10 protein-coding genes are annotated in these 13,019 nt (G+C 72.3%); 6 read left to right on the top strand and 4 right to left on the bottom strand.

Translation table 11 applies throughout. From position 1 onward, the window contains the following. Window positions 1–166: 166 nt before the first annotated feature. Window positions 167–1,411, top strand: a complete 1,245-nt coding sequence (locus Psi02_RS09350; RefSeq protein WP_203973068.1) for a PP2C family protein-serine/threonine phosphatase — start codon at window positions 167–169, stop codon at window positions 1,409–1,411. Between the two features lie 101 nt (window positions 1,412–1,512). Here Psi02_RS09350 and Psi02_RS09355 read toward each other — a convergent pair whose 3' ends face one another. From Psi02_RS09355 to Psi02_RS09365, 3 genes are all read right to left on the bottom strand, one after another. Further along, a complete protein-coding gene (locus Psi02_RS09355; protein WP_239094770.1) occupies window positions 1,513–2,334 on the bottom strand; it encodes an alpha/beta hydrolase family protein in 822 nt (273 codons plus the stop codon). A 305-nt stretch (window positions 2,335–2,639) separates the two neighbouring features. After that, window positions 2,640–5,375, bottom strand: coding sequence for a helix-turn-helix transcriptional regulator (locus Psi02_RS09360; protein WP_203973069.1), 2,736 nt, complete (start codon window positions 5,373–5,375; stop codon window positions 2,640–2,642). 81 nt (window positions 5,376–5,456) lie between these two features. Further along, window positions 5,457–5,906 (bottom strand): MarR family winged helix-turn-helix transcriptional regulator, encoded by a 450-nt coding sequence (locus Psi02_RS09365; protein ID WP_203973070.1) that lies wholly within the window; start codon window positions 5,904–5,906, stop codon window positions 5,457–5,459. Between the two features lie 63 nt (window positions 5,907–5,969). Between Psi02_RS09365 and Psi02_RS09370 the strand changes: the two genes are divergently transcribed. Beyond that, window positions 5,970–6,794, top strand: a complete 825-nt coding sequence (locus tag Psi02_RS09370) for an alpha/beta fold hydrolase (protein WP_203973071.1) — start codon at window positions 5,970–5,972, stop codon at window positions 6,792–6,794. Between the two features lie 23 nt (window positions 6,795–6,817). On the opposite strand, the gene Psi02_RS09375 is transcribed toward Psi02_RS09370, so the two are convergent. Then, window positions 6,818–7,522 (bottom strand): GntR family transcriptional regulator, encoded by a 705-nt coding sequence (locus Psi02_RS09375; protein ID WP_203973072.1) that lies wholly within the window; start codon window positions 7,520–7,522, stop codon window positions 6,818–6,820. A 133-nt stretch (window positions 7,523–7,655) separates the two neighbouring features. Here Psi02_RS09375 and Psi02_RS09380 point away from each other — a divergent pair, with 133 nt between their 5' ends. From Psi02_RS09380 to Psi02_RS09395, 4 genes are read left to right on the top strand one after another with little or no spacing between them, the layout of a single operon-like run. Beyond that, the gene (locus Psi02_RS09380; protein WP_203973073.1) at window positions 7,656–8,456 is read left to right on the top strand and encodes an N-acyl homoserine lactonase family protein; all 801 of its coding nucleotides are present in this window, start codon (window positions 7,656–7,658) and stop codon (window positions 8,454–8,456) included. Between the two features lie 12 nt (window positions 8,457–8,468). Next, window positions 8,469–9,755 (top strand): hydroxyacid-oxoacid transhydrogenase, encoded by a 1,287-nt coding sequence (locus tag Psi02_RS09385; RefSeq protein ID WP_203973074.1) that lies wholly within the window; start codon window positions 8,469–8,471, stop codon window positions 9,753–9,755. Window positions 9,756–9,765: 10 nt separating this feature from the next. Continuing rightward, window positions 9,766–10,185, top strand: a complete 420-nt coding sequence (locus Psi02_RS09390; protein WP_203973075.1) for an FmdB family zinc ribbon protein — start codon at window positions 9,766–9,768, stop codon at window positions 10,183–10,185. A gap of 38 nt (window positions 10,186–10,223) precedes the next feature. Beyond that, window positions 10,224–13,010 carry an FAD-binding and (Fe-S)-binding domain-containing protein gene (locus Psi02_RS09395; RefSeq protein WP_239094750.1) on the top strand — a complete coding sequence of 929 codons (2,787 nt, stop codon included), beginning with the start codon at window positions 10,224–10,226 and terminating at the stop codon, window positions 13,008–13,010. The last annotated feature ends 9 nt before the right edge of the window (window positions 13,011–13,019 follow it).

A 13,019-nucleotide genomic window follows, 5' to 3' on the forward strand; every position in this document is an offset into this window, starting at 1 on the left:
CACAATGCCCTTTCGGCCCTTTTCGGGCCGATTAGGGGCTAGACCTCATGCGGGCACGGCCGTCAGGGCCTGATCCTGGGTGAGCTGCGTTCGCCGTACGGCCGGTGAACAGACCTTCTGGAGAAAGAGGTAGCGAGATCTTCGGCGACACCCTGGGGCGGGCTGAGTGATTGTCACGCTTGCGGCCTCGGCTGTCGTGGCGGGTCTCGTGATCTGCGGGATCATCGCGTTCGCGGCCAGTGAGAACAGGGGCGTCCAGTATGTGCGCGGCATGGAGCGGTGGACTCCGCCGCGCGGCGGCCGACTGGGTGCGGGTGGGGACGAGACCCTGCCGGGCGGCACCGCGGGGGCACGCCCGGCAGGGGCCGTGGCGACGGGCGAGGGCGACGACGCCGCGGATGTGACCGCCCTGATCGAGACCGGCCCGGATGGAAACGGCCCGGATGGAAGCGGCCCGGATGGAAGCGGCTTGGACGATGCCCAGGAGGTGGATGGCCAGAGTGGCGACGGCCCGGATGAAGCCCACCTGAACGGTGACCAGAACGGTGGCGACGGGACGGTGGGGGCCGACGATTGGTCCAGCCTGCCGCTGGCTCCGCTGGTGGCCTCTCCGCGTCCGGCGTTGGACGACGGAGTCCCCCGGCGCAGCCCCGACGCGATCGAGCGCCGGACCCTGCGCTCGCGGCCTGGAGGGGACCCGCGGCCGGTTCCCCTGGTGAAGTTCGACGCGGCCGGCCGTACGAACGCGGGGAACCAGGGTGACAACGCGGACGGGTACCTCATCCAGGAACAGTTGATCGCGATGGCCGACGGGATCATCCGGGCGACCGAGAGCCGCTGGGCGTCGGCCCTCGCTCTCGGGGCGGTCGTGGCCGACCAGGCGGGGGACTCGCTCGATCCGTTGCAGGCGCTCCGCGACAGCCTGGAGTTCGCCAACGCCACCCTGCGCGGGAAGGGCGAGGAGGCCCCCGAGCTCGCCGGGATGGCGACGTCCCTCGACGTGGTGCTCCTCGCCGAGATCGCCGGTGCGTGGGCCCTGGTCTCCGCGCACGTCGGCAGCGGGAGCATCTTCCTGTTCACCTCGCCCGACGAGGGAGAGATGCTGACGACCCCGCACTCCGTGGGGCTGGGCCCGATCGTCCGGGCCGTGGGTGCGGCGGACCAGGTGACCGGCGACGTGGAGAGCACGGCCGTGCGACCGGGCGCCCTGGTGGTGCTCGCGTCCAACGGCCTGACCGGCGTGTTGTCGTTTCCCGAGATCCAGGCCGTCGTCGGCCGGTACTTCCACGCCGCCCCGCAGGCGTGCGCGGAGGTCCTGCTGCGGCTCGCCTACCGCCACGGCCCGAAGGACGACGTGACGGTGGTCGTGGCCCGGGTGGTCAGGGTCACCGGCTACGTCTGGGGCTCCTGACCCCGGCCTCGGCACCCGCGATCGCCCTCACGGCCGTCGCCGAAGGGCCGGCACCTGCGCGGGCGGGTGGCCCGCCGGCAGGTGCCGGTCGCGGAGGATCTCTAGGCGTGCGGACAGGTGTCGCGGTACTCCTGGATCGCGGTGCTCCTCGGCGCAGGGCAGAGGAACTGGTCATAACGGGTGTCGTTGTCGATGAAGCGCTTCATCCACGAGATCATGTACTTGGCCATCGTGGTGTTCGACGTCTGCGGGAAGAAGTGCGAGGCGTTGTTGAGCTCCATGTACGCCTTCTCCGACGACGCCGGGATGCTGTTGTAGAACGGCTCCGAGTGCGAGGACACCGGGGCGATGCTGTCCGACTCGCCGCCGATGATCATCGTCGGGACGCGGATCCCGGACCAGCTCTTGGTCAGGTTCCACGGCGCGAGCGGAATCGCCGCCTGCAGCGACGGCCGGGAGTTCGCGGCCTCGAGCGTGCCGCCGCCGCCCATCGAGTGGCCCGCCACGGCGAGCCTGCTCGAATCGATCCTGCTGCGCACCGAGCTGGACTGGACGAGGTAGTCGAGCGCGGCCAGCAGTTGCCGCCCGCGGCTGTCCGGCTGGTCGTAGATGGAGTTGGTCTCGATGCCGATGACCACGAAGCCCTGGGAGGCGAGGCGGGGGCCGAGCCAGCTGAGGCTCGACCAGGACGCGGTGTAGCCCGGGGAGATCGCGATCGCCCCGAAGGTTCCCTGGCTGGTGTCGGTCGGGTAGTAGATGATGCCGCCGCCGAACCCGGAGACGAGCGAGGAGACCGACGTCTGCGCGGTCGCGAACGGACCGCGCGTGGCCTCGATGCTCGCGTTGGTGGGAGCGGGGCCGCGCTCGTACGGATTGGCCGCGGCCTGGGCGGGGGTGCCGAAGGCGGCGCCGCCCGCGACCATGGCGAGCGCCAGGCCGACGGCGGCGACCAGCCGGGCGGCGCGGGAGCGCCGAGCCGGAGCGGGGGTGACGGGATGGACGGAACGGGAGGGGATCATCCGTGACTGCACGTCGCTTGTGCTCCCTGCGGTAGGTGGGGAGCCACGCAGGCGGCCGTCCGGTTCCGTGGAGTGGACGGCTCGCGCCGGGTGGGGGTTCCCGATGACTGCTGACCGTCGCAATTGTTCGGTCGCCGTGTCACCCGGGCATCGGCGAAATCACGTGCCTCGTCACGACACGGTGAGATGACCCGGTGTGGCGGCACCGGTCATGACAGCAGCCGGACCAGTTCGACGCGGGAGCGGATGCCGAGCTTGGCGAAGATGTTCCTGAGGTGATGTTCGACGGTGCGCGGGCTGAGATAAAGGCGGGCCGCGACCTCGCGGTTGGTCGCACCCTCCGCCACGAGCCGGGCGATCTGGAGTTGCTGGGCCGTCAGCTGGTCGGTGTTCTGCGCGAGGCCGGGCCGGACCGCCTGGCCCGCCGCGCGCAACTCGCCCCCCGCCTGCGCGGCCCATTGGCGGGCGCCGAGCCGTTCGAACGTCTCGAGCGCGTCGTGCAGGTGCTTCCTGGCGGCGGTCGGCCGCCGGCTCCTGCGCAGGGTGCCGCCGAACAGCAGGTGCGTGCGGGCGGTCTCGAACTCGCAGGAGCCCTGCTGGTGCAGGTCCAGGGCGTCACGGAAGAGCCGCTCCGCCTCGCCGGGGCCGGCGAGGAGAGCGTGGCAGCGCATCGCCAGCGCGAGCCGGTCGGGACTGCGCGTGCTGTCCGCCCAGCGGTCGAGCACCCGTAGAGCCGCCATGGCCTGCTCCCGGTCACCTGTACGCGCCGCCGCCTCGATGAAGGTCGGGGTCGCCATGACCCGCACGACGACGTGGTTGTTCCTGCGCTCGGCCCCCAGGCGGGCGGCGGCGTCGGCCACGCGGCCCGCGGCGAGGTCGAGGTGGGCCAGGGCCCAGTTGCCCAGCGCGGCGGCGACGCCGAGCCCGTGGGCGTCGGCGAGCTCGAAGGCCGCCTGCGCACGGATCCTGCAGGTCTCCTCGTCCCCCTGGACGGCCGCGGTGAGGGCGAGCCACGCCAGGTGGTGGCCGGCGGCGTTCAGTCGTCCGGTCTCCTGGGCCAGCCGGAGCCCCTCCATGGCGTTGGCGGCGACGGAGTCGTAGCGGCCCATCCAGATCTCGGCCTGGATGACCGATTCGAGCAGGTGCGGCAGCGCCGAGTCGTTCCCCCGGTTGCGCGCGATCTCCACGGCTCTCGTGGCGAGCATGTGGGCGTGCCCGTCCTCGCCGAGCAGGAGGCTCGCGACGCCCGCCCAGACCGGCATCGCCGGATTCCGCACGGTGGAGGCGAGCCGCAACACCCGGCGCAGTGGTCCGGCGGCCTCGGTGTGCCGTCCCTTGAAGGTCGCCGCCAGTCCGGCCAGATACTCGAACATGAGCTGCGTGGCCGGGGAGTCGTCGGAACGGCGCACGGCGGCGGCCTGGCGGGCGATGGCGATGAACCGCTGGTTGTCCGCGGCGAAGTAGCTCGCCTCGGCGGCGCGCACGAGCGCGCGGATGCCCAGCGCGCGGTCGCGGTCGAGGAGCCATCCGGCCGCGGCCAGGAACTTGTCGTGGGCGCTCGCCGTCTCTCCCGCGAGCAACTCCAGGCTGCCGTGGAGCAGTTCCGCCCGGCCGCGCGTCTCCTCGCTGATCGTCAGCGAGCGCAGCCGGGCGAGCAACGACCTGGCGTGCTGGGGCAGGCCCGCGATCGACGCGTGACGGGCGGCCGAGGCCAGCCGTGCCGACCTGACGTCACCGTGCTCGGTCAGCTCGGCGGCGCGTTCGAACGCGAGGAACGGCTCGGGATGGCCGCCCTGGCGGCGGGCCGCCTCGGCCGCGGCGGCGAGTTCGTCGCCCAACTCCTCCGCAGGGCCGTCGAGGGCCGCCGCGCGGTGCCAGGCACGGCGCAGGCGCTGGTGGCCGGGGTCGAGGAGGTTCGCCAGCACGCGGTGCGCCGCACGCCTGCGGGCGGCTGAGGCCCCGTCGTAGACCACCGCGCGCATGGCGGGCTCGCTGAAGACGTAGCGGTCGTCGACCGCCTGGACGATGTTCGCGCTCTCCGCCGGTTCGAGGCCGATGAGGGGGCATCGCGGACCGGTGGCGCGGAGCAGTGTCGCCGTGTCCAGGTCCGGATCGGCCGCCATGAGGAGCAGGAGGTCACGGGTGTCGGAGGGCAGGCCCGCCAGCCTGCCGGCGTGGGCACGCCACAAACGCCCGGCGGGAGGCAACGATCCCGGTGGTGCGGCCGTGCCCGCCAGCTGTTCGGGCGTGAGCGAGCCGACGAGCTCAGTGAGGGCGAGCGGGTTGCCCCTGGCGATCCGTTCCAGCGATGCCCGCAGATCGTCGCCGAGCCGTACGGGTGCGAGCTCGTCGGCCAGTTCCCGGATCGCGGCCCCGTCGAGAGGGGCCAGCACACGTGAAGGTACGCCGCCCGGGCCGCAGTACCGGTCGTCCGCGGTGAAGACCAGCACGACGCGCTCCCCGGACACGCGTCGGGCCGCGAAGAAGAGCACGTCCCGGCTGGCCGTGTCGAGAAGGTGCACGTCGTCGACGCAGACGAGCAGCGGTTTCCTGTCCGCGACGGCCGAGAGCAGGTCGAGCACCGCCGCAGGCAGCGCGAGCCCGGCGTCGGCCACACCCAGCTCGATCACCCTCAGCAGGATGGCGGCGCGGGCGGGCGGCAGCGCCGCGAGCGCCGCCGTGACGGGCCGCAACAGGGCGTGCAGCCCGGAGAAGGCGACCTGTGCCTCCGGCTCCACACCGCAGACCCTCAGCACGGTGAAGTCGTGCGCCTCAGCCGCGGCGAGGTCGAGCAGCGCGGTCTTGCCCATTCCGGTCGCGCCGAGCAGGACCGCCGCCCCGCCCGATCCGGTGCGCGCCCCGGCGAGCAACCGCCTCAGCGACTCCCGCTCGTCGTGACGGCCGCGCAGCACCGGTGCCTGAACAGTCCGGGGGGCGCGAGACACGCTCCCCAGTGTTACGCGCAGATGTCATCCCTAAAAGGGAAATGTCGTTCGGATTCGTTTCTTGGCTGACAACTGGTGATTTCACCGATGCGCGGGGGTGTCCCCGGGGGACAACCGCCGTGCGAGCGCCTGGAGCATGGCGACGATCTCGGCGACCTGCTCGGGGTCGTCGGTCCCGGCCGCCGAGGCGATCGCCCCCTCGATCGACGAGGCGCGCACGTGCGCGAGCCGGGCGGAGACCTCCGGCGCGTGCCGGATCAGGACGCGGCGGCGGTCTCGCGGATCCGTCTCCGTCACGATGGAGCCCGCCTCCTTGAGCCTGGCGACGGCCCCCGACACGGCGCTCTGCGGGAGGCCGGTGCGGGCGGCGATCTCGCCGACCGACGTCTCCGGATGCTCGCGCAGGTCGGTCACCACCACCAGGACGGTTCGGACGCTGGTGGTCTGCGGGCCGATGCCCTCGGTCGGCATGGCCTCCTCCCCGATCTTCATCAGGGTCCGTCCGAGGAGGAAGAGCTCGACACCGTTCATGTGTCCATGATACATCTAAATAGATGCATCAAGAATGATGCATCCGATCGGAAGGGATTGCTCATGAACACCGCGGAAATGGTGCGCGTGCCCGGCGCGAAGCTCTATTACGAGGTCCGTGGCAACGGGCCGGTGCTGCTCATCTCGCAGAGCGGCGAGGGAGACGCGGGGCGCAGCCGCGACCTGGTCGACCATCTGGTGGCGGGCTACACGGTGGTGACCTACGACCGCCGCGGCCTGTCCCGCAGCACGCTCGACGACCCCGCCGCGGGCGCCACCGTGGCGGAGCACGCCGACGATGTACGGCGCCTGCTGGCCGAGGTCACCGACGAGCCCGCCGCCATGCTCGGCTGCAGTTTCGGGGCCGTCCTCGGCCTCCACGTGGCGATCGGACATCCCGGGCTGCTGCACACGCTGATCGCCCATGAACCGGTCGCGCCTCGGCTGCTGCCCGACGAGCTGCGCGTCCGGCAGGAGCGCGAGCTCATCGAGCTGCGGGACCTCTACCGGAAGGAAGGCCTGACGGCGACCTTCGCGGAGGTCGCACGGGTTCTCGGCATCGACCCGGCCGCCCAGGAGACCGAGCCGGGCATCGCGCGGCATCCGATGGACGACCGCCGGAAGGCGAACTTCGCCTTCTTCGTCGAGAACGACTTCGGCGCCGTCGTGCAGGACACGCTGGAGGTCGCCGCGCTGGCGGGCTCGCCGACCCGGATCATCCCGGCGGTCGGCCGCGCCACACCGCGGACGGTCTTCGACCACCGCTGTGCGATCGAGCTCGCCGCCCTGCTCGGTGTCGACGTCCAGGAGTTCCCCGGTGGCCACAACGGCAACCTGACCCACCCCCGGGCGTACGCGGCCAGGATCCGCGACCTGCTGGAGGCCTAGCCGTACTCACCGGGGAGGCGGGATCACGCGCTGTGGATCAGATCGACGTCCTCGGGGGCGGCGGCGACGCCGTTCTCGGCGGAGACCTGGGCGAGCAGCAACTCGCCCGTGTGGGCGATGTGGGAGCGCATCGCCTGAGCGGTGGCGCCGGCGTCGCCCGCCTCCACCGCGGCGAGGATGGGCTCGTGCTCGGCGGCGATGTCGGCGAGTGTCCTGGACCGGTCGACCGTGGACGCCCCCAGGGTCATTGTCGCGTCACGCAGGTTGCCGACCATGCTGACGAGCTTGCGGTTGGCGCCCGCGGCGAGCAGGACCTCGTGGAAGGCGCAGTCGTGCCGCATGAAGCGGGGCTCGTCATGATCGGCGGCGGCGGCGCGCATGGCGTCGAGCTCGGCGCGCATGGCCTCGATCAGCGCGGGCTCGGCCCGGCCCGCCGCGACGCGGGCGGCCGGCACCTCCAGCAGCAGACGGAGGTGGAAGACCTCGGCGATCTCCCTGGGGTCGCGCCCGAGCACGCGGAAGCCGCGGCTGCGTTCGAACCGCACCATGCCGGCCTCGGCCAGCCGGAGCATCGCCTCGCGGACCGGGGTGCGTGACACGTTGAGCTGCGCGGCGAGCTGATAGACGGAGTAGAGCTCGCCGGGTCGCAGCTCACCGGAGTGGATGGCCTCGCGGACGGACTCGATGACCTGCTCCGTGAGGCTGGACGCGCCGTCGACCGCTAGCACTTGGCACCTTCCGGAACTCGACCCGTGTGGGGGGACCTTACTCCCGAACGCCGCGATGCTCAATCGTTGACATGCAGCATGCTACATGCCAGATTCGGAAATCTGCTGGTAACAATGCAACGGAGGAGCGGTCATGAAGGTGCATGTCCTCGACTGCGGAGCGATGAGCTGCGACCTGACCTGGCTGCTGCTGAAGCCGGGCCGTTCCATCAGACCAAGAGCCGAGCGCGACAAGCCGGTCGAGTGGTACTCCTGCACGACGCACGCCGTCCTCGTGGAGACCGACGAGGGCACCCTCCTGTGGGACACCAGTTGCCCCCGCGACTGGGAGACCCGCTGGGTCCCCACCGGCCTCCAGGAGTTCTTCCCGTACGACCAGGTCTCCGACGAGCAGTACCTCGACGCCAACCTCGGCCGGCTCGGCGTGAGCCCCGAGAGCCTCGACTACGTGGTGCTCTCGCACCTGCACTTCGACCACGCGGGCAACGTCCGGACGTTCGCGGGCACCGGGGCCCGCCTGGTCTGCAACGACAAGGAGAAGGAGTTCGCCTTCGGTTACGAGGGCGAGTTCAACGGGGCGCACCTGAAGTCCGACTACGAGGGACTCGACTTCGAGACGGTGTCCGGCGACACCGAGATCCTCCCCGGGGTGACGCTCATCGAGGCTCCCGGGCACACCCCGGGGACCATGGCCATGCGGGTCGACCTGCCGGAGTCCGGCACCATGATCTTCACTTCGGACGCGGTCTACATGGGCGACTCCTACGGCCCTCCCGCCACCCCGGCGGCCATCGTCAACGACCTCAGCGCCTGGTACGCCTCCGTCGAGAAGATCCGCTCGATCGCGGAGAGGTCGGAGGCCAATGTGATCTTCGGTCACGACGCGGAGCAGCTCCGCGCCATGCGCACGGCTCCCAACGGTTTCTACAGCTGAGGGGAGGCGACTGTGTACGACGCTCCCAGCAATCCCGAGTCCGTATTCACCTACGGCGCCCCCGCGCTCAAGTTCGGCCCCGGCGCCTCGGCGGAGATCGGCTTCGACCTCGCCCAGTACGGCGTCCGCCGGGTCCTTGTGGTCACCGATCCCCGCGTCGCGGCCACCGGCGGGCCCCAGCGGGTCGCCGACCAGCTCACCGGCTACGGCATGGAGGCGCATGTCTATGACGGCGCGCACGTCGAGCCGACCGACGAGAGCCTGGCCGCAGCCATCGAGCACGCCCGCGCGTCCGGCCCCTGGGACGCCTTCGTCGCCGTCGGGGGAGGGTCGAGCATCGACACGGCCAAGGCCGTGAACCTCCTCACGACCAACCCCGGCGAGCTGATGGATTACGTCAACGCGCCGGTCGGAGGCGGCCGGGCCCCGTCACAGCCGCTCAAGCCGCTGGTGGCGGTGCCCACCACCACGGGGACTGGTTCGGAGAGCACCACGATCTGCGTGCTCGACGTGCTGGAGCAGAAGGTCAAGACCGGGATCAGCCACGTACGGCTCCGCCCCGTCCTCGCGGTCGTCGACCCCGACCTCACGCTGACCCAGCCCGCAGGAGTGACCGCGGCGGCGGGGATGGACATCCTCTGCCACGCGCTGGAGAGCTACACCGCCAGGCCGTACACCTCCTTCGAGCACAAGCGCCCGGAGGAGCGGGTGCCGTACTGCGGCTCGAACCCCGTCGCCGACATGTGGTCCGAGCGCGCGCTGCGCCTGCTCTCCGGCTCCTTCCGCAGGGCCGTACGCCACGGGGACGACGCGGCGGCCCGGGCGGACATGGCGCTGGCGGCCACCTTCGCCGGCCTCGGCTTCGGCAACGCGGGCGTGCACATCCCGCACGCCAACGCCTATCCCATCGCGGGACGCGTCAAGGACTTCCACCCGGACGGCTATCCGGCCGACGAGCCGATGGTGCCGCACGGGATGGCCGTCGCGCTGACCGCACCCGAGGCCTTCCGGTTCACCTTCGAGGCCGAGCCGGAGCGGCACCTGCGTGCCGCCGAGTTGCTCGACCCGGCGGCGGACAAGCCCGACGACCTCGCGGAGCTCCTTCCCGGCGTGCTGATGAACCTGATGCGGGACATCGGCATCCCGAACGGCATCGGCGGCGTGGGCTACACGGAGGCCGACGTGCCCGCACTCGTGGAGGGCGCGATGAAGCAGCAACGCCTGCTCGCCACCGCCCCCCTGCCGGTCGGCGAGGACGACGTGGCGGGGATCCTGACCCGATCGATCGCACTGTGGTGAGGTGACGGCAATGGCGATATACGAGCTGCGCTGTGGCGGCGGCCATCGTTTCGAGGTCATCCAGTCCTTCGCCGCGCCCCTGCCGGACTGCCCGGAATGCGGCGCGGCCACCGGCAAGGTCCCCAGCAGGTTCGGCATCGGCGGCTCCGCGGGCACGCCTCCGCGCGCCGAGATGATGCCGCAGACCTGGCGGGGCACCTACGGCGGCGACCGTGAGTACGTCACCCACCTGCGGCGGACCGCCGAGGCCCGCCGTGACCTGGAGGAACGCCATCCCGAGCTGGCGGGGGACCGGCGCCCGATCATCGCCCACGAGGGCCGCTACGAGAACGCGCCGCTGCGCGCGGGCGACCAGACCCCCGTCCACACTCCCAAGAACGCCGCCGGCCGTACGCACACGCACGGCAGCGCCGGGGAGGGGGGATCCTGAAGCCGGCGGAACTGGCCGCGGCGCTGCGCCGGGCCGGTGTGCGCGACGTCGACGCCACGTCGAGACGCCGCGCGGAGTACTCCTCCGACGCCTCGCTCTACCGGGTGCCTCCGGCGGTGGTGGCCTTCCCGCGCGACGCGGAGGAGGTCGCCGCCGCCCTGGCGACCTGTGCAGCCGAGGGTGTGCCGCTGACCTCGCGCGGCGCCGGGACGTCCATCGCGGGGAACGCCGTCGGGCCCGGGCTGGTCCTCGACTTCGCCCGCCACATGAGGCGGGTGAAGTCGGTCGATCCGGAGACGAGGACCGCGGTCGTCGAGCCCGGCGTCGTGCTCGACACGCTGCAGAGCCGGGCCGCGCCGTACGGACTGCGCTTCGGGCCCGATCCCTCGACGCACGACAGGTGCACGATCGGGGGCATGATCGGCAACAACGCGTGCGGCTCGCGGGCGCTCGCGTACGGCCGGACGGCGGACAACGTCGTGGCGCTCGACGTGCTCACCGGAGGCGGTGAGCGGCTGACCGCCGGGCGCGGCACGGGCGGGTCACCCACCCTCACCGCGCTCCAGGGGGTGGTCCGGGAGAACCTCGCGATGATCCGCACCGAACTGGGACGGTTCCGCCGTCAGATCTCCGGATACTCGCTGGAGCACCTGCTCCCCGAGCACGGTTTCGACGTGGCCAAGGCCATGGTCGGCACCGAGGGCACCTGGGGTTTGCTGCTCGAAGCCGAGGTCTCCCTGGTCGAGGCGCCCGCGCACACCGTGCTCGTCGTGCTCGGCTACCCCGACATGGCGACGGCGGCGGACGCCGTGCCCGCTCTGCTGCCCCACCTGCCCGTGGCCATCGAGGGCATCGACGCCCGAATCGTCGACGCGGTGCGCACCCGGCGCGGTCCCGGCAGGGTGCCGCCGCTTCCGGCGGGGGGCGGCTGGCTCCTGGTGGAGCTGGGCGGCGGATCCGCGGGTGAGCTCCACTCGCGGGCGGCCGCGCTGGTGGCGGACGCCGCGGCGGGCGACAGCCTGCTGATCACCGACCCGGCCCTGGTGGCCGCCGTCTGGCGGATCAGGGAAGACGGCGCCGGGCTGTCGGCGCGCTCTCCCTCGGGGGCGCCCGCGCACGCCGGCTGGGAGGACTCAGCCGTCCCGCCTGAGCGCCTCGGCGCCTATCTGCGCGCGTTCGAGGCGCTCATGACCGGCTACGGGCTGACCGGCATGCCGTACGGCCACTTCGGAGACGGCTGCCTGCACGTGCGCATCGACTTCCCCTTCGGCCGTGCGGAGGGTGTGCGGGTCTTCCGCGAGTTCCTGCTCGACGCCGCGCGCCTGGTCGCCTCGCACGGAGGATCGATGTCCGGCGAGCACGGCGACGGCCGGGCACGGGGCGAGTTGCTGCCGCTGATGTACTCCCCGGAGGCCCTGTCCGCCTTCGCCGCCGCCAAGGCCGTGTTCGATCCCGGCGACGTGCTCAATCCCGGCGTGATCGTACGGCCGGCCGCGTTCGACGCCCGCCTGCGGCTGGTGCCGCCGCCTCCGGTCACACCGGGGACGGCGTTCCGCTATCCCGACGACCACGGGGACCTCACCGCCGCCGTACACCGGTGCACCGGGGTCGGGAGATGCGTGTCCGCGACGCCCGGGGGTGTCATGTGCCCGTCCTACCAGGCCACCCGTGACGAGAAGGACTCGACGCGAGGCCGCGCACGCGTGCTTCAAGAGGCCGTGAACGGCTCGTTGCCGGGAGGGCTGCGGGCACCCGAGGTGCGCGAGGTGCTCGACCTGTGCCTGTCCTGCAAGGGATGCAGGTCGGACTGCCCCACGGGTGTCGACATGGCCACCTACAAGGCCGAGGTGCTCCACCAGGCCTACCGCCGCCGGCCCCGTCCCGCCGCCCACTACACGCTCGGGTGGCTTCCACGCTGGGCCCGCCTGGCCGGGCAGGCCCCGCGGGCGGTCAACGCGGTGCTCGGCGCACGGCCCACCGCCGCGCTCGCCAAACGACTGGGCGGGATCGACCGTCGGCGGGCGCTGCCCGCGTTCGCCGAGCGGTCCTTCCACCGGTCCCTCGACCGGCAGGAACACCACGGGGACGGCACGGGCCCGGCGGTGGTGCTCTGGGTGGACACCTTCACCGACCACTTCTCGCCCGAGATCGCGCGGGCCGCCGTCCGGGTGCTGAACCGCGCCGGCCTGACCGTGACCATCCCCCGCGCCTCCCTGTGCTGTGGGCTGACCTGGATCTCCACGGGACAACTCGGCACGGCCCGGCGCAGGCTCCGCCGTACGGTCGACGCACTGGCCCGGCACGCGGAGGCGGGCACCCCGATCGTCGGCCTCGAGCCGTCGTGCACCGCCACGCTGCGTTCGGACGCGGTGGAACTGCTCGGCGCCGACGACCGTGCCGCCCGGCTCGTCGCCGGCTCGGTCAGGACCCTCGCGGAGTTCCTGAACGGCCTGCCCGTCTGGACGCCGCCCGACCTCGGCGGTGTCGAGGTGCTGGCCCAGCCGCACTGCCACCACCATGCGGTGATGGGCTGGGACGCCGACAGGGACCTGCTCGCCCGGGCCGGCGCCTCGGTCACGTCGGTCGGCGGTTGTTGCGGCCTGGCGGGCGACTTCGGCGTCGTCCGGGGTCACTACGAGATGTCGGTCGCGGTCGCGGAGACCCGGCTGCTGCCGGCCGTACGGCAGGCGGGCGAGGACACGGTCCTGCTCGCCGACGGTTTCTCCTGCCGCACCCAGCTCGACCAGCTCGCCTCCGCGAAGGCGTACCACCTCGCGGAGTTGCTGGCCGGGGACGTGGCCACGCCGCCCCCGGCCGACGCGTGACGGCGAGCC

This window comes from Planotetraspora silvatica, from assembly GCF_016863315.1.
GTDB classification, from domain to species: Bacteria; Actinomycetota; Actinomycetes; order Streptosporangiales; family Streptosporangiaceae; genus Planotetraspora; species Planotetraspora silvatica.